Raw genomic sequence first — 20013 nt, 5'->3', positions numbered from 1 at the left:
GTGGACAAACACGCGTAGCTCCTGACACGTGCGGGCGACCTTGGTCGGGGCCCCGTCCCCAGGAGCTTCGCCGCCTCGCGCAGCCCCGCTTCATTCACCTGGACCTGGCACACCATCAGATGGGAAAAGGGCCATTGCCCACGACTCCGGTCACGGCTGTAGTGGCCGATCCGCGCCAGTGACACTCCTGGGCACCGGGCGCACGCAGTACGGGATACCGTCCGGGAGCCGCCGACGAACGGCGGCAGCGAGAGTGCCCGAGCAGTGCCGGAAGGCCTCCGTCACCACCGAGGGGGAACGTGACGCCGAACTCGAAGAGGCGCTCGGCGATCTCCGTCTCGTCACGGTCGGACGAGTGGAAGATCGCCGAGCTCCGCAAGGCCGTGGACGCCAGGTGTGCGGATTCGACGAAGGCCCGTGACGTCGGACGGCCGTTGTCGGCGCAGCGGCGGCGGCCAGGTCATGGGCTGCCGTACGGACATCCGGTCAGGGCAGACCGAGCACGAGCTGCGGCTCGGCGAGGGAGCGGTGCCGGCCCGTGTGGACGACCGCACCGTGCCCGAGGGGTGGCGCGGCATCGGCGTCCGGACGGGGGCGGCCCGGTCGTCGCCGGTGGTGGCCGCGAGAGCCTGTCGACGGGCGAAGTCGAGGCGTGGATGCCCCGTTCAGCGGCTGACAGCATGGTCTCCGGCACCAGGTTCGCCGGGGGCTTCTACGCCGTGCTCGCCTTGACCCTCTGCCCCACGTGATCCCGAGCCGGCGGTTCGTCGGCACCGTTTCGGTTCCGGCCGCCTCACTTTCTGCCCTCACCAGCTCTGTGGAGGACCTCATGACCATCCATCAGGTAATCACCACCGACTATCACACCGGTGGTGAACCGTTCCGCATCGTCCCCGAACCGCCGGTCGCCATCGAGGGGGCTACAGTCGCCGAACGTCGCATGTTCGCCATCGGCGACCCCGGCGTGGACAACCTGCGCAAGCTGCTGTGCTTCGAGCCCCGCGGACACGCCGACATGTACGGCGGGTTCATCACCCCACCCGATGACGAGGGCGCCCACTTCGGAGTGCTGTTCTGGCACAAGGACGGCTTCTCAACAGCCTGCGGCCACGGTTCCATCGCGCTCGCCGCCTGGGCCGTGCAGACCGGACGCGTCGCCCACGACCCCTCCGGCATCACCACGGTCGTCATCGACGTTCCCTCGGGCCGGGTCACCCTGCGCGTGCACACCGCCGGCGAACAGATCACCGGGGTCGACTTCGTCAACGTTCCCAGCTACCGGCTCGCCGAACGCGTCACCGTCGCCACGTCCTACGGGGACGTCGTCGTCGATGTCGCCTACGGCGGCGCCATCTACGCGCATCTGGACGCCGCCACCGCGGGTCTGGCCGTCACCCCCGAGCACTACTCCGACCTCATCACGATCGGACGCGAGGTCAAGTGGGCGCTCAACGACAGCGAGCATGCCCGTCACCCCGTCGACGACCGCCTCAGCGGCATCTACGGCACCATCCTGTACGACGACCTCGGCAGCGACGAGAACGGCAACCCGTACCAGCGCAACGTCACCGTCTTCGCCGACGGCCAGGTCGATCGTTCCCCGTGCGGCTCCGGCACCTGTTCCCGCGTCGCCGTGCTCGCGGCGACCGGTCGTCTCAAGCCGGGGCAGACCCTCGTCCACGACTCGATCGTCGGCACCCGCTTCCACGCGCGGATCGTCACGGAGTTGGCCGTCGGCACCCACCCCGCCGTCGTTGCGGAGGTCACGGGAAGGGCGTATCGAACCGGTGAGCACCGGTTCGATCTCGATCCCGGGGACGACCTCGGCACCGGCTTCGTCCTGCGGTGACTGCCGTGCCGGCCGGCTGAACACGTGCGTGCGCCGTGCCGGTGCACGGTGTACCGAGGTACGGCAGTGCGATGCCGGTGCCGAGGAGCGGCCGGTGAACGGCGTCCGAGGAGCCGCTTTCCCCGAGGCGTTCGGTGGTGGTGGCGGCGATCGCGGTGCGTACACCCGTCGGCGGGGGCACGGCCGGCCGCCGCGGCGAGTCACCACCGGCGGGAGCGAGGACCGCTATCTGCGGGCCAGCCCGTGGCGGTCCGCCCAGGCGTTGATCGCCGCGGCCAGTTCCTCGGGGCGGTCCTCCGGGGAGTGGTGGCCGGCCGGGCCGTGGCGGGAGACCTCCAGGCCCGCGATGTTCTCCTCGCACCAGGCAACCGTGCTCCGGCCGGTCATCGCGCCCGGGCCCGGCTCGAACGCGGCGAGCAGCTTGGGGACTTCGGGGCTGGCGGCCAGCCAGGCGTCGTAGCGTTCGACGCGGGCCACGACATCGGCCGGCTCACCGTCCAGAGGCATCATCCGCGTCCACGCCAGTACCGGGCGGCGGCTGTGCGGGGTCGGGAAGGGGCGGCGGTAGGCCGCCAGGTCTGCGGGGTCGAGCGGTGTGGCGAGCGTGCCCGGGAGCCCCTCGACGAACAGCGACTTCTCCAGGATCATCTCCTCCCCCACCCCGGGGGTGCGCAGCAGCGCGAACAACTCCCGGCCCGCCGCCGGGAACTCGTCGCCGACCAGCGGCTTGATGATCGTCTCGGTGAAGGCGAGGCCACGGACGCGGCCCGGGAGACGGGCGGCGCGGTCGAAGGCGAGTGCGCCGCCCCAGTCGTGGCCGACGAGGACGGCCTCGGCAAGACCGAGGGCGTCGAACCAGGCGTCGAGGTAGCGGGCGTGGTCGTCGAAGGAGTAGGCGAGATCGGGCTTGCCGGAGTCACCCATGCCGATGAGGTCGGGGGCGAGCAGGCGCCGGCCTGCCGCGGACACCCCTGGTAGGACGTTTCGCCACAGGTGGGAGGAGGTGGGGTTGCCGTGCAGGAAGACGAACGGCAGGCCGTCGGGGTCGCCGGACTCACGGTAGTGGAGGGTGGATTCGAGGACGGGGAGGGTGGGCATCGTGGTGTCTCTTTCGCTTTCCGTACGGGGATTCAGAGGTTGAGGTTCAGGACGCGGTCGACGGCGATCTCGATGACGGCCAGGTCCGGCGGGGCGGGCGGAGCCGCGCGGTAGCGGGCGGTGTAGCGACGGATCGCCTCGGCCAGGCGTGCGGGGTCGTCGGTCACGGTGGCCCGGCCTTCGAGGGTGACCCAGCGAAAGCCGTCCGCCTGGCAGAGTGCGACATGGGCCGACGGGCCGCCCGCCGCCACGTTCCGGGCCTTGCGCGCTCCCGCCCGGGTGGTCACCCGGGCCAGGCCGGTGGCCGGGTCGAAGGTGAATCGGACGGGGGTGACGTGCGGGGTGCCGTCGGGGCGCAGAGTGGTGAGGGTTGCCGTGCAAGGGGCTGCGAGGAACGCCCTTGTGGTGAAGGAGAGTCGGGTCACCGGGCGGCTCACTGCTTCTTCACTCGCTCGCTCCGGGCCGGCTGGGCGAGGTGTGGCTTCACGACCGTGGTGTCGACGCCCATGGCCGTACGGACGTACCGCCGCTCCTCCGGCCCGCTCGGCTCGCTCATGGCCAGGTCGGTGAGGCGGCGGCCGGTCGGTCGGTCCATTGGCGCCGAGGGCTGAGATACGCATGGTGTCGGGTCATCCCATCGTGTGGTTCGCGGAACGCCCTTGACTGTCCCGGTCACCGAACGCAGGCTCAACGCTGATGAATAACGCCGCCCCTGCCCCCGCCCGCACCCGAGGCCGCCCACGCGGCAACCCGCCGACCCGCGAGTCGATCGTCTCGGCGGCCCGTGCGCTGTTCCTGGAGCGCGGCTACCGGCGTGCCACTCTGCGCGCGGTGGCCGGGGCAGCCGGAGTCGACCCGGCGCTGATCACGTACCACTTCGGCTCGAAGAAGGGCCTGTTCGCGGATGTGATGCAGTTCCAGTGCGCCAATGCGCTGGCGGTGGACGACGTCCTCGGCGGGGACCCGGCCACCCTCCCCGACCGCCTGATCGACGCGGTGACCGGCCTGTGGGAGGACGCCGACTTCCGACAGCTCACCGCCCGGGGTGACGAGGCCGCCGAGGTGATCCGCGAGTACCTGGAGCATGAGCTGCTGGCCCGGCTTGTTGAATTTATCGGTGGCCGGGACGCGACCGGACGCGCCACGGCCGTGGTGACGGTCCTCGGCGGCCTCATCTACACCCGCTACCTCAATCCGCTGCCCACCCCCGCCGCCCTCACCCCGTCCGAGACCCGCCGGATCCTCGCCCCGGCACTGAACGCGGCCCTGGCCCCGAGGCCGCGCACTGCGACAACCACCGGTGCGGGCCGCCGCGGCTGACCGGCGGAGACATACCCGACGGCCCGCCCGCACTCGGTGGAATGCGGCATAGGGGGGCGGGGCGGCCCGCACCCGCAGCTCCTCGTGATCAACGGTGTCGCGGATGCTCGCGAGGCCCCGTCGCGCGATCAGGCGGAGCCGGGCTGCCATGAGCACGGCGTGACCGGCCGTCTGCGGGTCCACGCGCCCGGCTGTGTCCACCGAGCCGGCCCGGCCGCGTCGGCGAAGGCGTTCTGCCCGTCGGGCGTCCAACCCCATGGCGCCCCCGGCCACCGGTTGCAGAACCCCGGTCGCGGTGAAGGTCCTGGTGTTGCCGCCTGTCCGACATGCCCGTTCGTGGGCGGCTTCGCGGTCTCGCCCGGCTTCCGTTGCCCGGCGCTGCCGGCCCACTCACCGTGGATCGCCGACCGGACGGGATCGTCATGCCCGGGGCGTACCCCTCCTACAGGCTGCGGGCGGTGATGTCGCCGTGGGCGGTGGTCGCGTGGATGTTCAGGCCGGCGGTACCGTCGGTGTTCTTGAGCGCGTTGTGGATCCGGCCGTAGGAGGTGTCCGCGTCCAGCGAGGCGGAGACACCGCGGGCGGCGCCGACCGAGATCTCGCCGCGCCCGGTGCGCAGCGTGACCGTGCCACGCACGGCCTCGGTGATGCGGAGGTCACCCTTCTGGGTGCTGATCTCCGCAGGGCCGCCGAGGCGGCCGACCGAGACGTCCCCGGACTGGAGGACGAGGCGGGCACATGCGGTCTCGTCGAGCCTGACCGTGCCCTGCGCGCCCTCGATGAAGACGTCACCGAGCCGTCCGACACCCCGGAACTCGGCGAGGGCCGCCTTCGCCTCGATCCCGGAGCCCGCGGGCAGCTGGACCGTCACCTCGATGGATCCGGAAGGGCCGAGAAGCTGGCTCTTCGCCTCCGGGGCCTTGATCCGCAGGACGCCGTCGCCGTACACGACCTCGGTCTGCTCCGCCGCCTTCACATCGCGGCTCCTGGAGGCATTCGCGGGGAGGACCTCGACCGCGGTGTCGGCCCGGTCGGCGGCGATGAAACGGATGTGGCCGGCGGGGACGTCGAGGACGGCGGTCACCGGGGTGGGGGTGTCGAACTTCTGCATCGTGGCTTCCTTCGGCTCGTTGTTTCTGATGACGGAAAAGCTACGTTGCCTTTCTTTATGAGGCAATGAAGTTGTTGCAGATGATTTAGATCATCGCAGCTCATCGCAGATAATTCGTTGCAATGATTTAGACATTCAACGCAACGTCTCTCATTCCGTTCGTTGCAATGAACCGAGGATGAACGCTATCCTGGAGACTCCACGGACCACGAAGGAGACCACGATGCCGGGAGGCAGACTCACCCAGCAGGAACGCCAGCAGATCGCGCTGGGGCTGGCCGACAGCCTCCCCTACGCGGAGATCGCCAGGCGTCTCGACCGTCCGACCTCGACCGTCACCCGCGAAGTCATGCGCAATGGAGGCCCCACCACCTACCGCGCCGACCTCGCCCACCGCGCCACCGAACACCGCGCCCACCGCCGCAGGAAGGCCGCCCCCCGGGACCCCAACACCCCTCCACAGGCCCACGGACGCGATGCCGAAGCAGTACGCGAGTACGAGGAGACGTTCACCACCGTCTTCATGCAGTCGGGGCTTCCCAAGATGACGGCCCGGGTGCTGGCCGGTCTCTACACCACCGATGCCGGCAGTCTCACCGCCTCCGAACTCGCCGGACGCCTCCAGGTCAGCCCGGCGTCCGTCTCGAAAGCCGTCACGTTCCTCGAAAGCCAGGGCCTCATCCGCCGGGAACGCGACGAACGCCGCCGCGAGCGCTACGTTGTCGACGACGACGTCATGTACCAGTCCACGATCGCCGGCGCCCGCGCCACCGCCCACCTCGGTGAGATCGCCCGACAGGGAGTCGACGTGCTCGGCTCCGGCACCCCGGCCGCCGCCCGTCTGGAGAACATCGCCCGCTTCGTCGACTTCGTCTCCGAGAGCATCGCCCGCGCCGCCGACCAGGCCCGCGAGATCCTCCACACCAAACCCGAAGGGGCCTCGGACAGCGATACCTGAGCCGCCGTCGGATCACGGGCAGGCGGTCTCGGCGGCAGCGTTCAGTGTGGAATCACCCAGCGCGGCACCCAGGTCCCCGGGGCATCGTGGCCGGCTGTTGCGGCGGCCAGGTGCGCGCGGAGGGTGGCCAGCGCCGGGTGGGGGTTGTCGCGGTGCCAGATGAGCGAGTGCGGGTAGACGGGCGTCGGGTCGGTCACCGGGATGCGGCGCAGGCCGTGGCCGGCGGGCCAGATGAGACGGGTGTGCTCGCCCATGAAGGTGGCCAGGGCCGGGGTGTCGGCGATGGTGTCGAGGAGCGCGTCGGAGCCGAAGTTGGGGCCGGTCGCCTCGATGGTGAGGCCGAACTCGGCGACGAGGTCGTCGTAGTAGGCACCCCACTCGGTACCGGGGACGATGCCGGGCATCCAGATCCGGTGCCCGGCGAGCTGCGCGACGGTCACCGACCGGGCGCCCGCCAGCGCGTGGGCGGGGCCAGTGAGGAGCTGGAGCGGCTCGTCGACCACCCGGACGGACGCGATGTCCTCGGGGAGGGGCCGGCCGGGCGCGGCGACGGCGCGGAAGGACGCGTCGATCGCACCGGAGCGGATGGCGGTGACGGCCGCCTCGATCTCGAACAGCATCACCACGTCGAGGTCGGTCCCGGGGTGCGCGCGGTGGAAGCCGCGCATCAGGCCTGACGCCGCGCCGCGCGAGTTGATCACGTCGACGCGGAGCGGACGGTGCCCTGTGCGTACGGACGCGACCGCGCGCTCGGCGACGCGCAACATCTCGCGCGCGTGGGGCAGGAACGCCTGCCCGTCGATGGTGGGCTCGGAGCCGCGCCGCGGCATGCGGGTGAACAACCGTACGCCGAGATCGCGCTCCAGCGCGGCGATGCGCTTGGAGACGGCTTGCTGGGTGATCGACAGGTCGTCGGCAGCCTTCTGGAACTGGCCCGCTTCCGCGACGGCGACGAAGGTGCGTACGGCTTCGAGATCCATGACAAGCCACCTTAGTTAACAACAGACGGTTGTGAAGAGAAGGCATGGCAGTTGTTTGACCTGCTCTTGCCCCGCCCGCTTAGCTCTCATCGGTCAACGCTGGTTTGTTCGGATGGGACGTCGAGGGGAGCGGGCCGGGCATGGTGGACAGAACACGACTGGGTCGGCAGTTCGGCTGGCTGTGGGCGGCATACGCGGTGAGCGCGTACGGGTCCGGGCTGGGGTTCGGGGCATTGCCACTGATCGCGGTGCTGGTGTTGCATGCCGGCCCCGCCGAGGTGTCCGCACTGTCCGCGGTGGGGCCTGCGATGGGCGCGCTGATCGCGGTGCCACTCGCGCCGTGGGTGGAGTTCCGGCGCAAGCGCCCGGTCATGATCACCATGGACCTGACCCGGTTCGCGGCCATGGCGACGATCCCGGTCGCCTATGCCTTCGGCCTGCTCGGTTTCGTCCAGCTCCTCGTGATCTCGGTCGTGGTCGCCGCGGCCAAGATCGCGTTCAACGCAGCCAGCGGCGCGTACCTCAAGGCCCTCGTCCGGCCGGAGGACCTGCTCGTGGCCAACGCGCGGTTCGAGTCGACGAACTGGAGCTCCATCGCGGTCGGACCACCGCTTGGCGGGGCGGCGATCGGCCTGTTCGGGCCGGTCACCACCGTGGTGGCCGACGCACTCAGCTACCTGTTCTCCGCGCTCGGCATCACCGCGATCCGCGGCCGGGAGGAACCACCGCAGCCGAGCGGCAAGAACCCGGTCCGGGCGGGCGCGGTACTTGACGGCTGGCGACACATCATGGGCGATGCCGGTCTACGGGCGCTCTACCTCAACCAGATGCTCGTCGGCGGTCTGATCATGGCCACCGAGCCGCTGCTGGCCGTACTCCTGCTTCGCCAGCTCGGATTCCCGCCCTGGCAGTACGGCCTCGCCTTCGCCGCCCCCTGCGTCGGCGGACTCATCGGCTCCCGGCTGGCCCGCCGTGTCGTGGCCCGCCACGGACGGCAATGGGTCTTCCGGACCGTCGGCACCCTGCGTGCCGTCTGGCTGATCGGCCTGGCCTTCGTCCGTCCCGGCGTCGTCGGCCTCGTCACCGTGATAGCCGTCGAGCTGGCGATCATCATCAACATGAGCCTGTACACCCCCGTGCTCGCCACCTACCGGCTCGAACGCACGCCCAAGCATCTCGTCGCCCGCACCCTGACGGCCTGGTCGATCGGCCAGCAGGCGTCCATCGCCGTCTTCACCGCGCTCGGCGGGCTGCTCGCCGACGTCACCGGCCCGCGCACCGCTCTCACGGTCGCGGGACTGCTCATCCTGGCCACCCCGCTGCTGCTGCCCCGACACGGCCAGACATCGCAGCACGAGCCGGAGCCGTCCCGCAGCCACTCATGACATCACGCCGCTCAACTCACCGCTGAGGCACGCAGGCCGCAGCCGGTCCGCCGGTGCGCGTCCGCGCCGGCCGGGCACCCCACCAGCAAGGAGAACACTCCCGTGAGCACTGCCCCCGCACTCGATCCCGAGCACACCGCACTACTCGTCCTGGATTTCCAGCCCGCGATCCTGGCAGCTCTGCCCGGAGGCGGGAGCTGCGAAGCCCTGCTCGGTCGCGTGGAAGGGGCCGTAGCCGACATCCGTGCCAAGGGCGGCACCATCGCCCACGTACGTCTCGGCTTCACCGAGACCGACTGGGACGCGATCCCGGCCGTCAACAAGTCCTTCGCCCCGCTGGCCCGACACCGTGTCATGCACCACGAGGATTCCACCACAGCCATCAACGAGCGCCTCGCTCCCCGGGACGGCGACATCGTCGTGCGCAAGATCCGCTACGGCGCAATGTCCACCACCGACCTCGATCAGCAGCTGCGCGAGCGCAACATCACCACTCTCGTCGTCTCCGGCGTCAGTACCAGTGGTGCCGTCCTGTCCACGGTCATCGACGCGGCCGACCGCGACTACCAGCTCTACGTCCTGTCCGACGGCGTCGCCGACCCGGACGCCGAAGTCCACAACGCCCTGCTCCAGCGGGTTCTCCCCTCCCGGGCCCACGTCATCGACACCGCCGAGCTGCGCACCTTGCTCGGGGTTTCCTGACCCACGACGAACGGGTCCCACCCGCGGGCACCGCCGTACTCACCCGGTACGGCGCTGCCCGCACTCCGGTACCGGCCCGGCGGCAGCCCGGAGCTCACACGGCCACGCGCAGCCCCCCCACGGCCTCCTGCCGACCGGCTCCGCGGAATCCGTGGACCGACGCCCACCCCGTAGACGTACGCGGGTCCCGACGCCGGAACCGGCCCAGCCCGTTCCCGAGCGGGAGAAGTTCAGAGATCCCTGCGGATCACCCAATTCGTCCGGCGTTGAACGCCGGCTCGCGTAAGGTGCCCCAGTCATCGAGGCGAAAGGCGGTCGTGGGCGTGGCACCAAGGAAAGTGACGCGGGATCAGCTGGCGGGTGCGGCGCGGGCCGCGCTGGGTGGCGGGCGCCGGCTGGAGGCGGTCGAGCGCCTCTCGGGCGGCACCACGAAGGGCGTGTACCGGCTGACGATGGACGACGCCACGACGGCGATCGCCTATCTGTGGGAGGACTCCGAGAACTACTGGCCGGCCACCGAGCACGACGGCGACCTCACCGACCCGTTCTCGCCCGGCATCGGGCTCGATCTGTTCGAGGCCGCGCACGCGCGGCTGGCGGCGCTGGGTCTTCGGGTCCTTGAGATCCACCTGGCCGACCGGGACCACACCCATTACCCGGCCGACCTCGCAATCGTCGAGGACGTGCCCGGCGAGAACCTGATGGACCTGCGCGACCGCGACCCTCGCGCCGCAGAGCCGGCCATGAGGCGCCTCGTCGAGAGTCTGGCAATGATGCGCGGCCACCGGGCGCCGTCCTTCGGCAAGGTCGCCCTGATCGACGCGGGCGGCACATCACGGCCGGCCTCGTGCGAGCAGGCAGCGCTCGCCTTCGCGCTGCGCTGCCTCGCCGAGGCGACCGCGCGCGACCACAGGATCGCCGACGCCCGCGATCAGCTGGAGGAGCGGCTGCGTCAGCTGGCCGCGGCGGTACGGCCACGCGCCGAGTACTCCGTCGTCCACGGCGAGCTGGGCCTGGACCACGTCATGGTCGACCGGGACGGCCGGCCCGTCGTGATCGACATCGAGAACCTGCTGTACTTCGACGTCGAGTGGGAGCATGTGTTCCTACGCCTGCGCCATACCGCCGGCCAGTACCAGCAGCTGACGGTGGACGGCCTCGACAAGGACCGTCTCGCGCTCTACAAACTCACCCAGCATCTGTCGCTGACAGCCGGCCCGCTGCGCCTGCTCGACGGTGACTTCCCCGACCGGGAGTTCATGCTGGGCGTCGCCGAGCACCACCTGAACGAGGCGCTGGCGCTGGTCGCGTCGGGGTGAGAACGCGACCAGCGGGTTCATGCCGGTCAGCGGACCGGCGGGGTGAGGCCGCAGCGTCGGGGACCCGGCCGCTGCAACAGAACTCGGCGCGCCCCGGCCGATGCACGTGCGTGCCGGTAGGCAGAGTGTTCGCCAGGACCTCGGCCGTGCCCGGGCCGGGCTGCACGCGCAGGACCGAGAGCTGCGGCACCCCAGGTGCGCGGCCGGCCTCACAGCGTCCGAGGGGTGTCCGAGGCTGCGGTTACGATCCCGGTCATGCGTCTTGAAGATCAGCTGGACAGGCTGGCCGAGCTGGGACTGCCGCTCGCGGCCGGCCGGACCGTGGACGAGTTGCTGTGCTCGTGGTCCCGGGAGGACTACGAGCGCAAGCCATTCGACCTGCTGCTGTTCGCGCTGGGCTGCGCGGTCGAGGACGAGCCGTGGGAGCGCTGGTTCTGCGACCGGGCGTGGCACTTCGACACCGAGTGCGTCCGCGGCCGGGGTTCGTACGTGGCGATCGCCCGGCAGCTGTGCCGCATCGCGGGCCTGCCGGACGCCCTGTCCGGCCTGCGGGACCACGTCGACCTCGGGTCGGAGGAGGCGTGGATCGAGTACACGGCCGATGGCAGGCGGGTCACGTGGCCCATCGAAGTCAGGGACGACTGGGCCGACCTGATGGTGGTCGGTTACCTCATCGACGAGCTGGACCACGGGGACCGGCACTTCCACGTCCGCCACAACGGCCAGGCCATGACGTTCTTCTTCCTCGACGACGAAGCGGCGGCACGGCTCAACGAGTTGGCCGGAGAAAAGGCGGTCGCCCCATTCCCGGGATGACGGCCCGCACGCCACGGAATGCCGCTCGCCGCGCAGGCCGGTACATGGACGCCGTGGCCGGCCGGCTGCGCGCGGACGAGTGCCGACGTCCCCCCGTTGCAGAGCGCGCGGCCAACTCATCGAGTTGCCACTGAGCACCAGCACAGACCACTCCCCACGTGCCCGTCGCCCGGACGCGCTCGAAGCTTGGGGTCACAACACTCCGCTCCGGAGAGCGCGGACGCACCGCAGCCCGCGGACGTCGCTCCCGTCGGGTCGCCGCACAGGAATCCTGGATGGGCGGCAGCGCCCGGAAGGCGAGCCAGAACCGCTCGTGATTCCTGCTCGGCTTCCGTGGCACGCGCGCTCAGCGGTCACACGGAGCCGAAGAAGCGGCCCCACCGGCTGGGCCGGCTGGAGCGAAGAAGGCTCGGTCCGTCGCAGCCGAAGGCGGTCTTCGTCATGCCACCGTCCTGATGCGCTGGATACGCACCGGCCCACAACAGGTGGTCGGAGACCTCATCGGTTCACGGTGGCCGACGCCCGCCTTTGAAGCGCCGTCCTTCCCGAGGTCCCGGCCGGGGGCACCGTGTCGAGGCCGGTGCCCATCCGTTGCTGCTCGGTACCGCGGCTTCCTCGGACCAGGACCGTCGGGCACAGCGGGGCAGGGCTCGGACCCGTACAGATTTCGATGCTCAGGCGTGAATGGCTTCATCATCTTCCATTCACGGGAGTGCGACTGCCAGCATCGGCGCACCGCCACCCGTGAGGGAGAAATCCAATGAATCGTCCCCGTTCTCTGCGCTGTCTGGCAGCCCTGGCCGCAGTGGTCCTCATGGCCACCGCCTGTGGGCGTTCCGGTCAGGGCGACGCCCCGTCCGGAGCCGAGTCCCGGGCCGCCTCCGGCCGGACCGCGGCCGAGCTGCTGCCGGCCCAGTACCGGCAGAAGGGTGTGCTCCGGGTGGCCACCGCGGTCGGCTATCCGCCGATGGAGATGTACGAGTCCGGCACCACCCGGCTCACCGGCGTCGACCCCGATCTGGCCAAGGCCCTTGCCGAGCGGCTCAAGCTGAAGCTCGAACTCACCAATGCCGCCTTCGACGGGCTGATCCCCGGGCTGGAGTCCGGACGGTTCGACCTGGTCATGTCGTCCATGACCGACAGTGCCCAGCGGCGCCAGGCGGTCGACTTCGTCGACTACTTCCGCACCGGTGGCGTCATCATGACGAAGCAGGGCAACCCGCAGGGCATCAAGTCGCTCGCGGACCTCTGCGGCAAGACCGTGGTCCTCGCCAAGGGCAGCTCCAACCTCCACATCGGCGAGGAACAGAACGCCAAGTGCCAGGAGAAGATGCGGATCTCGCAGAGCGAGGACGCACCGACCGGGCTGCTGCAACTGGACAGCGGACGAGCGGTCGCGACCATCGTCGACTATCCCGTCGCCAAGATGTTCACGAAGAAGAGCAGCGCGTACGAAGTCCTGCCGGAGCAGTACGGCACCGCCCCCTGGGGCATCGCCTCCGCGAAGAGCCAGGGCGGACTGCGTGACGCCGTCCACAAGGCCCTGCAGGAACTCATCGACAACGGCCGCTACCGGAAGATCCTCGAAACCTGGGGAGTCGGCGACAGCGCCGTGACCGAGGCGACCGTCAACGACGGGCAGTGAGAACCGATATGAACCACCAGAAAATACCCGGCTCGCCCCCCGGAGGAGAGCCGGATGTCATCCACGCCGACGAAGCGCCGCAGGAGGACGACCTCTCCCTCCAGGTGACCGGACGCCCTCGCCCCGGGCGCTGGTTGGCGGTCCTCGCCGCCACGCTGTTCGCGGTGTGGCTCGCCTACACCGTCATCGTCAACCCCAATCTTCACTGGGACATCGTCGCCAAGTACCAGTTCGACGGCGTGATCCTCGAAGGCCTCTGGGTGACCGTTCAGCTCACCCTGGTCTCGATGGTTCTCGGCATCGCCATCGGCATCGTCGTCGCGGTGATGCAGCTGTCCGACAGTCCGGTCCTGCGGCTCACCGCGGGTGCCTACACCTGGTTCTTCCGGGGCACCCCGCTGCTGGTCCAGCTCATCTTCTGGTTCAACCTGGCCCTGCTGTTCCCGGAGATCAGCATCGGAATCCCGTTCGACGGCCCCAAGCTCATCAGCTGGCAGTCCAACCAGGTGATCACCGGATTCGTGGCCGCGCTCCTCGGTCTGTCCATCAACGAGGGCGCCTACATGGCCGAGATCGTGCGGGCGGGCATTCAGAGCGTGGATCCCGGCCAGCGCGAAGCAGGGGCCTCCATCGGGATGTCGAACCGCCGGATCCTGTCCCGGATCATCCTTCCGCAGGCGATGCGCGTCATCATTCCGCCGTTCGGCAACCAGTTCATCTCCATGCTCAAGACGACCTCGCTGGTCTCGGTCATCGCCGGGGCCGATCTGATGACCGTGTCCCAGCACCTCTACCTCGCCAACTTCGAAGTGGTCGCGCTGCTCCTCGTGGCCTCGCTCTGGTACCTCGTGCTCACCACGATCGCCACCGTCGGCCAGCACGCCGTCGAGCGCCGCTACAGCCCCGGAGCCGCTCCCGTGCTACGGAGCAGGGTCCTGGCCAATCTCAGGCCCGGACGCACCAAGAAGGGAGCAGCGGCATGAACGACGTGATCCTCAGGGCCCGCGGGGTCCGTAAGAGGTTCGGTGACACCGAGGTGCTCAAGGGCATCGACCTCGATGTCCGCAGCGGTGAGGTGCTCTGTGTCATCGGTCCCTCCGGGTCCGGGAAATCCACACTGCTGCGCTGCTTCAACCACCTTGAGCGGATCGACGCGGGGCGGGTGTGGATGGACGGCGAGCTGGTCGGCTACGAACAGCACGGCCCGTCCGGCCGGGTGCTTCGCGAGCGACGCGCCCGGGACGTCCGGCGGCAACGCGAGCGGATCGGCATGGTGTTCCAGCGGTTCCACCTGTTCCCGCACCGCACAGCGGTGCAGAACGTGATGGAGGGTCCGGTCGCCGTCAAGGGCCTGCCCCGTGCCCAGGCGGAGAAACAGGCCCGCGAGCTGCTGGCCGATGTCGGTCTTGCGGACCGGGCGGACCACTACCCGGAGCAGCTGTCCGGCGGACAGCAGCAGCGTGTGGCGATCGCCCGCGCACTGGCCATGGAGCCCACCCTCATGCTCTTCGACGAACCCACCTCCGCCCTCGATCCCGAACTCGTCGGCGAGGTGCTCGGCGTCATGCGCGATCTGGCCCGCAGCGGGATGACGATGGTCGTGGTCACTCACGAGATGGGCTTCGCCCGCGAGGTCGCCGACCGGGTCCTGTTCATGGACCGCGGCGCCGTCGTCGAGGCCGGGAGCCCGGATCTGTTGTTCACCGCCCCGCGGCACGACCGCACGCGGGCCTTCCTGTCGACGGTGCTGTGATGGGCCGCCCCCTCGATCTGCTGCTGCGCGGCGGAACACTCGTGGACGGAACCGGCGCACCCGCGCGGGAGGCGGACATCGCGGTGGTGGACGGGCGGATCGCCGTACTCCCCGCCGGGGCTCCCGCCTCGGCCGTCGAGACTGTGGATGTGACCGGGCGGGTCGTCACCCCCGGCTTCATCGATGTCCACACGCACTCCGACGCCCTCGCGGCGCCCCGCGGAGCCGGCGGTGCCACGGCGCCGATCGACGACCTCCGTCTCGCTCCGCTGCTCCAGGGCGTCACCACGGAGATCTCCGGCAACTGCGGTACCAGCCTGTTCCCCTCGCTCCCCCGGCGGCTGCCGGACCTCGCCGAGCATCTCAGGGTGACGTTCGGGCTCGGACCGGTGCGGCCCGCCGTGGACTTCGACGCGTTCGCCGCCGGGCAGGACCCCGCCCTGCGCCGCACCCATATCGCCTCGCTGGTAGGCCATGGCACACTCCGCGCCGGAGTGATGGGCTTCGAGGCCCGGCCGCCCCGGCCCGACGAGCTGGACACCATGTGCGCCCTGCTCGACCGGGCGCTGGCCCAGGGGGCGGCCGGTCTGTCCACCGGGCTGATCTACCCTCCTGGTACCTACGCCGACACCGAGGAGATCGTCGCGCTGGCCAGGGTCACCGCCCGTCACGGCAAGCCCTACGTCACCCACTTGCGCGACGAGATGTCACAGGTGGAGTCCGCCCTGGAGGAGGCCCTGGAGATCGCGGTGCGCTCCGGCGCCCCCCTGCAGATCTCCCACCACAAGACCGCGGGCCGGCACGCCTGGGGTGCCACACTGCGTACCCTGCCGCGTCTGGAACGGGCCCGCGCCGAGGGCGTGGACGTGCTGTGCGACGTATATCCGTACACGGCGGGAAGCACCGTCCTGCATGCCATGCTGCCCCCGTGGGCGAGCGAGGGCGGCGTCGGCGCCCTGCTGGAACGGCTGCGCCGCGCCGAGACGCGCGACCGGATCAGATCGGACATCGACCGGGGCGTCGAGGGGTGGGAGAACACGGTGGGAAACGGCGGCTGGGACCTCATCTCGGTGGCCGCCGCACAGACGCACCCCGAGGCCGAGGGGCGCAGCATCGCCGACCTCGCGGCCGAGCGCGGCGTCGATCCGGTCGACCAGGCGTGCGATCTGCTCCTGGCCGAGCAGGGCGAAGTGACCATCATCAGTCATTCCATGCGGGAGGACGACGTCCGCCGGGTCATCGCCAGCCCGTTGTCGATGATCGGATCGGACGGCGTCCCCAAACCCGGGCGCCCGCACCCGCGCTGGGCGGGGAGTTTCGCCCGGGTGCTCGGCCGTTACAGCCGCGACGAGCAACTGCTGCCGCTGGAGAGCGCGGTGCACAAGATGACCGGACTGCCTGCCGGGCGGTTCGGCCTCACCGGCCGCGGCACGGTCCGCGACGGTGCCCTCGCCGATCTCGTCGTGCTCGACCCGGCGTCGGTGCGCGACACCGCCGACTTCGACCGCCCCCTGCTGGCACCCGAAGGCATCGATATCGTCGTGGTGTCGGGACGGATCGCGGCAAGAGATGGCCGCCCGACCTCGGCGCGGGCGGGAGAAGTGGTGAGGATCCGATGAGTCTGGCCCAAGTGGCCGCGGCGGCACGGCGTTCGGCCGCGCTGCCGCTCACCCTGGCCGTCGCCGCCGTCGACATCGACGGCGGCGGCGCGGTGGGGGTGGACGAGCGCACCGTGCTGCCGGTGGCGTCCGCCTCGAAGCTGCTGCTGCTCGCCGAGGTCGCGCGTCGGCTGGACACCGGGGAGCTGTCCGCCGACCGGGTCGTGGAGGTGCTGGACGAGGACCTGGCGGAAGGGACCGGTCTGCTGCGCCGGCTGAGCGGGCGCGGCTGGACCGTCGAGGATCTGGCCTGGCTGACCGCCTCGGTGAGCGACAACACCGCGACCAACGCGCTGTTGCGTCTCGTGGGCCCAGAGTCCACGGCCCGGCTCGCAAAGGAGCTCGGGCTCGATCACCTCACGCTGCACGACAAGGTCCGCGACGTCCGTGGCCCGGGCGTGCCGCCCGTCTTCGCCACCGGCACCGCACACGACCTGGCGCGGCTGGTGACACACGCGGTGCGCGGCACCATGAGCGGCCCGGCGTCCTCGGCCCGGCTGCTGCACTGGATGCGCTCCAACACGGACCACGGTCTGGTGCCCGCGCTGATCGACCACGACCCGTACGACCCGGGCTTTCCCGAGCCGCTGCGCGACGGGTTGCTGGTGGCCAACAAGACCGGCACCGACACCGGGGTCCGTGCCGACGCCGGGGTCATCATCGGCAGGCGCCGGCTGGCGTACGCGGTGGTGGCGCACTGGGACACGGCGCTGGGCCCGAGCACCGAGCGGGCCGCGGTGCATGCCATTCGGGACGTGGGCCGGACCCTCGCGGCCTGTTCCGGGCGCGCGGCCGACGCCTGAGAAGCGGCTCGGCCCCGAGACGCGGTGGTCGTGACCGGCGGACCGGTCACGACCACTGCACCTCCAGCAGCGACCGGATCTCCTCGGCGGCCGACCGCAGTTCCGCGAGGAAGATCCGGAGCAGCGGGTTGCGGTTGGTGGACCGGGTGGCGACCCCGATGCGCCGGTGCAGCCGGGGGTGGTCCAGCCGGCAGACGTGCACGCCGGTGGTGTCGCCGAGTCCGAGGGCCGGGACGAGTGCGATGCCCATGCCCGCGCGCGCCAGATTGATCGTGACCTGGTAGTGATCGCTGCGGCAGCGGACCCGGGGCCGGAATCCCTCGGCCGCGCACGCGCGTTCCAGGACCGGTTCGCCGGTGTGGCCGCCGTGCGTACCGATCCAGCTCTCCCCCTCCAGGGCGGCGAGCCGGACCGTGGCGTGCCGCCCGAGGCGGTGCCGCAAGGGAAGGACCACCAGCTGCGGCTCATCGAAGAACATCTCCACGTCCACGGCCGCCTGCCGGCACCAGGGGTCCAGTGGATGCTCGAAGACGACAGCGGCGTCCAGTCGGCCCGCCTCCAGGTCGGGCACCAGCTCGTGCGGCTGCCCGAGGATCAGTTCCAGCTCGACCTGGGGCCGGTTCGCCGCGAACCCCGACAGGGCCCGGGGCAGCAGCTCCAGGCCCGAGGACGCGAAGAAGCCCAGCCGCAGGACACCGGCCTCCCCCTCGGAGTGCGCCCGCAGGTCGTCCTGCGCGACGGCCATCAGGTCGGCGACCGCCTGCGCGTGCTCGGCCAGTCGCACCCCGGCCGCGGTCAGCCGCAGGCTCTGCGGCTGACGTTCCACCAACGCCACGCCGAGCTCCTGCTCCAGCCGGGCGAGTTGATGCGAGATCGCGGACGGGCTCAGATGCAGCGCCTGGGCCGCGGCCACGATGGTGCCGGTACGGGATATCTCCAGCAGGACGAGCAGTCGGGCACTGTTCAGCATCGGGTCAGATTAGGCCGTGCCGACGTACTGCGCCGCTCCGGCACCGGACCGGCCCGACTCCGGCGCGAGGAGCGCGGCGGGCTCGTCCACGTCCAGGCGCAGCAGGTCCTCCTCGGTCTCCCGGCGCACCACGGTGCGGGCACGGCCGTCGCGTACGAAGACGACGGCCGGGCGCGGCAGCTTGTTGTAGTTGGAGGCCATGGCGTATCCGTAGGCGCCGGTGACCGGCGTGGCCAGGAGATCACCCACCGCGATGTCGGCGGGCAGGGCGGCCTCGTCGACGATCACGTCGCCGCTCTCGCAGTGCTTGCCGACCAGCCGTGCCCGCATGGGCCGGAGGGCGCGCGGGCTGCGCGGCAGGAACACCTCGTAGCGGCTGCCGTACAGGGCGGGGCGCAGGTTGTCGCTCATCCCGCCGTCCACACCGATGTACGTCCGGACGCCCTCGATCCGCTTGATGGTGCCCACCCGGTAGAGGGTCAGCCCGGCGCGGGCGGCGATGGACCGGCCGGGCTCCACGGTCACCGGGAAGCCCCAGCCCGCGTCGCGTACCGCGCCCCGCACCCGGGCCGCCCATTCGGCGAACGACGGCGGGGTCTGTCCCGCCTCGTACGCGACGCCGAGGCCGCCGCCGACCGTGAGCCGTTGCATCCGTGTGCCGACCGCGAACCGGGCGACGGCAGCGGCGCCGGCCGCGAGCTCCGCCGTGTCCAGCACCTGCGAGCCCACATGCGCGTGGACACCTTCCAGGATCACCGCCGAGGAACCGGCGGCCCGGCGCACAGCGGCCGTGGCGGTTCCGCCGGCGAGGCCGAAGCCGAACTTCGAGTCGTTGCCACCGGTCCGGATCGCCTCGTGCGCACCGGCGGCCACTCCCGGCGCCACCCGCAGCTGGACCCGGGCGGGCGGCAGGTGTTCCTCGGCGTACAGGCGCTCGATGCGGTCCATCTCGTCGAAGCTGTCGACCACCACGTGCCGTACCCGGGCTGACATGGCCGTGCGCAGTTCCGCCTCGTCCTTGTTGTTGCCGTGCAGGACGATCCGCCCGGCCGGCACCCCGGCGTGCAGAGCGACTCGCAGCTCGCCGCCCGAGGCGACATCGAGCAGCAGCCCCTCTTCATGGGCCAGCCGGGCCATGGCCGTGCACAGGAACGCCTTGGAGGCGTAGGCGACGTTGTCCCGGCCGAAGGCGGCGACCGCCTCCTGGCAGCGTCGGCGCAGATGCTCCTCGTCGTACACGAACAGAGGTGTTCCGAAACGCCGCGCCAGTTCGGTGAGCAGGACGCCACCGACGGCCAGCCCTTCCGGACGGAATTCGGATGTGCCGGGCAGCAGGCCCGTTTCGATGGCTGACGTCATGCGTTCCTCCCCGGAAGCCGGTCCGCAGCCATCCTGCGGCCTGAACAGGGGGTCATAAAAGCGCATTCTTCTATGGCTGAGCCTCACGACTTTCGATGCTCGTGCGGTGCGGACCGCCCGGTCCGACGGCGGAACCGGGACCGGGCGCACGGCGCCTCTCGGGTCGGTCGCGCCGGAGGGTGTCCGTCTCCGGCACGACGCCGCCCACGGCGTGCCCGTCCGCCGGTCCGTTGCCGGCCGCTCCGCCACTGCGCACGTCATCGGTGAAGTGCGGCCGCTGCTCGCCG

The 20013-nt window shown here is 70.8% G+C and carries 19 protein-coding genes; 12 read left to right on the top strand and 7 right to left on the bottom strand.

What is annotated here, in order from left to right; genetic code table 11:
- Nucleotides 1-829 precede the first annotated feature (829 nt).
- On the top strand, nt 830-1849 hold the full coding sequence (locus tag AB0D53_RS03595) for a proline racemase family protein (RefSeq protein WP_362439487.1): 1020 nt from the start codon (nt 830-832) through the stop codon (nt 1847-1849).
- Between the two features lie 225 nt (nt 1850-2074).
- Here AB0D53_RS03595 and AB0D53_RS03590 read toward each other — a convergent pair whose 3' ends face one another.
- Genes AB0D53_RS03590 through AB0D53_RS03580 form a run of 3 tightly spaced genes read right to left on the bottom strand, consistent with a single transcriptional unit; the run spans nt 2075 to nt 3542 of the window.
- Nucleotides 2075-2983, bottom strand: coding sequence for a haloalkane dehalogenase (locus AB0D53_RS03590; protein WP_362439968.1), 909 nt, complete (start codon nt 2981-2983; stop codon nt 2075-2077).
- Entirely contained in the window at nt 2980-3372 is a 393-nt protein-coding gene (locus AB0D53_RS03585) for a TIGR03618 family F420-dependent PPOX class oxidoreductase (RefSeq protein WP_362439484.1), read from the bottom strand. The genes AB0D53_RS03590 and AB0D53_RS03585 overlap by 4 nt, the downstream gene beginning before the upstream one ends.
- An 8-nt stretch (nt 3373-3380) precedes the next feature.
- On the bottom strand, nt 3381-3542 hold the full coding sequence (locus tag AB0D53_RS03580; protein WP_362439481.1) for a hypothetical protein: 162 nt from the start codon (nt 3540-3542) through the stop codon (nt 3381-3383).
- Between the two features lie 101 nt (nt 3543-3643).
- Between AB0D53_RS03580 and AB0D53_RS03575 the strand changes: the two genes are divergently transcribed.
- Entirely contained in the window at nt 3644-4267 is a 624-nt protein-coding gene (locus AB0D53_RS03575; RefSeq protein ID WP_362439478.1) for a TetR family transcriptional regulator, read from the top strand.
- Between the two features lie 442 nt (nt 4268-4709).
- Here AB0D53_RS03575 and AB0D53_RS03570 read toward each other — a convergent pair whose 3' ends face one another.
- Nucleotides 4710-5378 carry a DUF4097 family beta strand repeat-containing protein gene (locus tag AB0D53_RS03570; RefSeq protein ID WP_362439475.1) on the bottom strand — a complete coding sequence of 223 codons (669 nt, stop codon included), beginning with the start codon at nt 5376-5378 and terminating at the stop codon, nt 4710-4712.
- A gap of 223 nt (nt 5379-5601) precedes the next feature.
- Between AB0D53_RS03570 and AB0D53_RS03565 the strand changes: the two genes are divergently transcribed.
- Nucleotides 5602-6336 (top strand): helix-turn-helix domain-containing protein, encoded by a 735-nt coding sequence (locus AB0D53_RS03565; RefSeq protein ID WP_362439965.1) that lies wholly within the window; start codon nt 5602-5604, stop codon nt 6334-6336.
- Nucleotides 6337-6377: 41 nt separating this feature from the next.
- On the opposite strand, the gene AB0D53_RS03560 is transcribed toward AB0D53_RS03565, so the two are convergent.
- Nucleotides 6378-7316: a LysR family transcriptional regulator gene (locus tag AB0D53_RS03560; RefSeq protein ID WP_362439472.1), complete on the bottom strand. Its 939-nt coding sequence runs from the start codon at nt 7314-7316 to the stop codon at nt 6378-6380.
- 140 nt (nt 7317-7456) lie between these two features.
- On the opposite strand from AB0D53_RS03560, the gene AB0D53_RS03555 reads away from it, so the two are divergent.
- The 9 genes from AB0D53_RS03555 to AB0D53_RS03515 all read left to right on the top strand — a co-directional run bounded on the left by AB0D53_RS03555 (nt 7457) and on the right by AB0D53_RS03515 (nt 17397).
- Entirely contained in the window at nt 7457-8701 is a 1245-nt protein-coding gene (locus AB0D53_RS03555) for an MFS transporter (protein WP_362439469.1), read from the top strand.
- 102 nt (nt 8702-8803) lie between these two features.
- Nucleotides 8804-9403 carry a cysteine hydrolase gene (locus AB0D53_RS03550; protein ID WP_362439466.1) on the top strand — a complete coding sequence of 200 codons (600 nt, stop codon included), beginning with the start codon at nt 8804-8806 and terminating at the stop codon, nt 9401-9403.
- A 338-nt stretch (nt 9404-9741) separates the two neighbouring features.
- On the top strand, nt 9742-10722 hold the full coding sequence (locus tag AB0D53_RS03545; RefSeq protein WP_362439463.1) for a phosphotransferase: 981 nt from the start codon (nt 9742-9744) through the stop codon (nt 10720-10722).
- 255 nt (nt 10723-10977) lie between these two features.
- Nucleotides 10978-11538, top strand: coding sequence for a hypothetical protein (locus AB0D53_RS03540; protein WP_362439460.1), 561 nt, complete (start codon nt 10978-10980; stop codon nt 11536-11538).
- 760 nt (nt 11539-12298) lie between these two features.
- Complete coding sequence (locus AB0D53_RS03535; RefSeq protein ID WP_362439457.1) at nt 12299-13183, top strand: ABC transporter substrate-binding protein; 885 nt, start codon at nt 12299-12301, stop codon at nt 13181-13183.
- A gap of 8 nt (nt 13184-13191) precedes the next feature.
- Nucleotides 13192-14166 carry an amino acid ABC transporter permease gene (locus tag AB0D53_RS03530; RefSeq protein ID WP_362439454.1) on the top strand — a complete coding sequence of 325 codons (975 nt, stop codon included), beginning with the start codon at nt 13192-13194 and terminating at the stop codon, nt 14164-14166.
- Nucleotides 14163-14936 carry an amino acid ABC transporter ATP-binding protein gene (locus AB0D53_RS03525; RefSeq protein ID WP_362439451.1) on the top strand — a complete coding sequence of 258 codons (774 nt, stop codon included), beginning with the start codon at nt 14163-14165 and terminating at the stop codon, nt 14934-14936. Before AB0D53_RS03530 ends, AB0D53_RS03525 begins: the two co-directional genes overlap by 4 nt.
- Nucleotides 14936-16555, top strand: coding sequence for a D-aminoacylase (locus tag AB0D53_RS03520; protein ID WP_362439448.1), 1620 nt, complete (start codon nt 14936-14938; stop codon nt 16553-16555). The genes AB0D53_RS03525 and AB0D53_RS03520 overlap by 1 nt, the downstream gene beginning before the upstream one ends.
- Nucleotides 16552-17397 carry a serine hydrolase gene (locus tag AB0D53_RS03515; RefSeq protein ID WP_362439445.1) on the top strand — a complete coding sequence of 282 codons (846 nt, stop codon included), beginning with the start codon at nt 16552-16554 and terminating at the stop codon, nt 17395-17397. Before AB0D53_RS03520 ends, AB0D53_RS03515 begins: the two co-directional genes overlap by 4 nt.
- 46 nt (nt 17398-17443) lie before the next feature.
- Here the strand turns inward: AB0D53_RS03515 and AB0D53_RS03510 are convergent, their stop codons facing one another.
- On the bottom strand, nt 17444-18367 hold the full coding sequence (locus AB0D53_RS03510; RefSeq protein ID WP_329815790.1) for a LysR family transcriptional regulator: 924 nt from the start codon (nt 18365-18367) through the stop codon (nt 17444-17446).
- A 9-nt stretch (nt 18368-18376) separates the two neighbouring features.
- Complete coding sequence (gene lysA, locus AB0D53_RS03505) at nt 18377-19726, bottom strand: diaminopimelate decarboxylase (RefSeq protein ID WP_362439441.1); 1350 nt, start codon at nt 19724-19726, stop codon at nt 18377-18379.
- Nucleotides 19727-20013: the final 287 nt, after the last annotated feature.

The organism is Streptomyces sp. NPDC048295 (assembly GCF_040652135.1).
In the GTDB taxonomy this organism is placed as follows: Bacteria; Actinomycetota; Actinomycetes; order Streptomycetales; family Streptomycetaceae; genus Streptomyces.
Note: the sequence above shows the minus strand (reverse complement) of the source record. Positions and strands in the feature narration are given on the sequence as shown.

Coding starts and splice junctions, on each gene's coding strand:
- AB0D53_RS03595 (WP_362439487.1), top strand. CDS start 830: ATGACCATCCATCAGGTAATCACCACCGACTATCACACCGGTGGTGAA.
- AB0D53_RS03580 (WP_362439481.1), bottom strand. CDS start 3,542: ATGGACCGACCGACCGGCCGCCGCCTCACCGACCTGGCCATGAGCGAG.
- AB0D53_RS03575 (WP_362439478.1), top strand. CDS start 3,644: ATGAATAACGCCGCCCCTGCCCCCGCCCGCACCCGAGGCCGCCCACGC.
- AB0D53_RS03570 (WP_362439475.1), bottom strand. CDS start 5,378: ATGCAGAAGTTCGACACCCCCACCCCGGTGACCGCCGTCCTCGACGTC.
- AB0D53_RS03565 (WP_362439965.1), top strand. CDS start 5,602: ATGCCGGGAGGCAGACTCACCCAGCAGGAACGCCAGCAGATCGCGCTG.
- AB0D53_RS03560 (WP_362439472.1), bottom strand. CDS start 7,316: ATGGATCTCGAAGCCGTACGCACCTTCGTCGCCGTCGCGGAAGCGGGC.
- AB0D53_RS03555 (WP_362439469.1), top strand. CDS start 7,457: ATGGTGGACAGAACACGACTGGGTCGGCAGTTCGGCTGGCTGTGGGCG.
- AB0D53_RS03540 (WP_362439460.1), top strand. CDS start 10,978: ATGCGTCTTGAAGATCAGCTGGACAGGCTGGCCGAGCTGGGACTGCCG.
- AB0D53_RS03535 (WP_362439457.1), top strand. CDS start 12,299: ATGAATCGTCCCCGTTCTCTGCGCTGTCTGGCAGCCCTGGCCGCAGTG.
- AB0D53_RS03530 (WP_362439454.1), top strand. CDS start 13,192: ATGAACCACCAGAAAATACCCGGCTCGCCCCCCGGAGGAGAGCCGGAT.
- AB0D53_RS03525 (WP_362439451.1), top strand. CDS start 14,163: ATGAACGACGTGATCCTCAGGGCCCGCGGGGTCCGTAAGAGGTTCGGT.
- AB0D53_RS03520 (WP_362439448.1), top strand. CDS start 14,936: ATGGGCCGCCCCCTCGATCTGCTGCTGCGCGGCGGAACACTCGTGGAC.
- AB0D53_RS03515 (WP_362439445.1), top strand. CDS start 16,552: ATGAGTCTGGCCCAAGTGGCCGCGGCGGCACGGCGTTCGGCCGCGCTG.
- AB0D53_RS03510 (WP_329815790.1), bottom strand. CDS start 18,367: ATGCTGAACAGTGCCCGACTGCTCGTCCTGCTGGAGATATCCCGTACC.
- lysA (WP_362439441.1), bottom strand. CDS start 19,726: ATGACGTCAGCCATCGAAACGGGCCTGCTGCCCGGCACATCCGAATTC.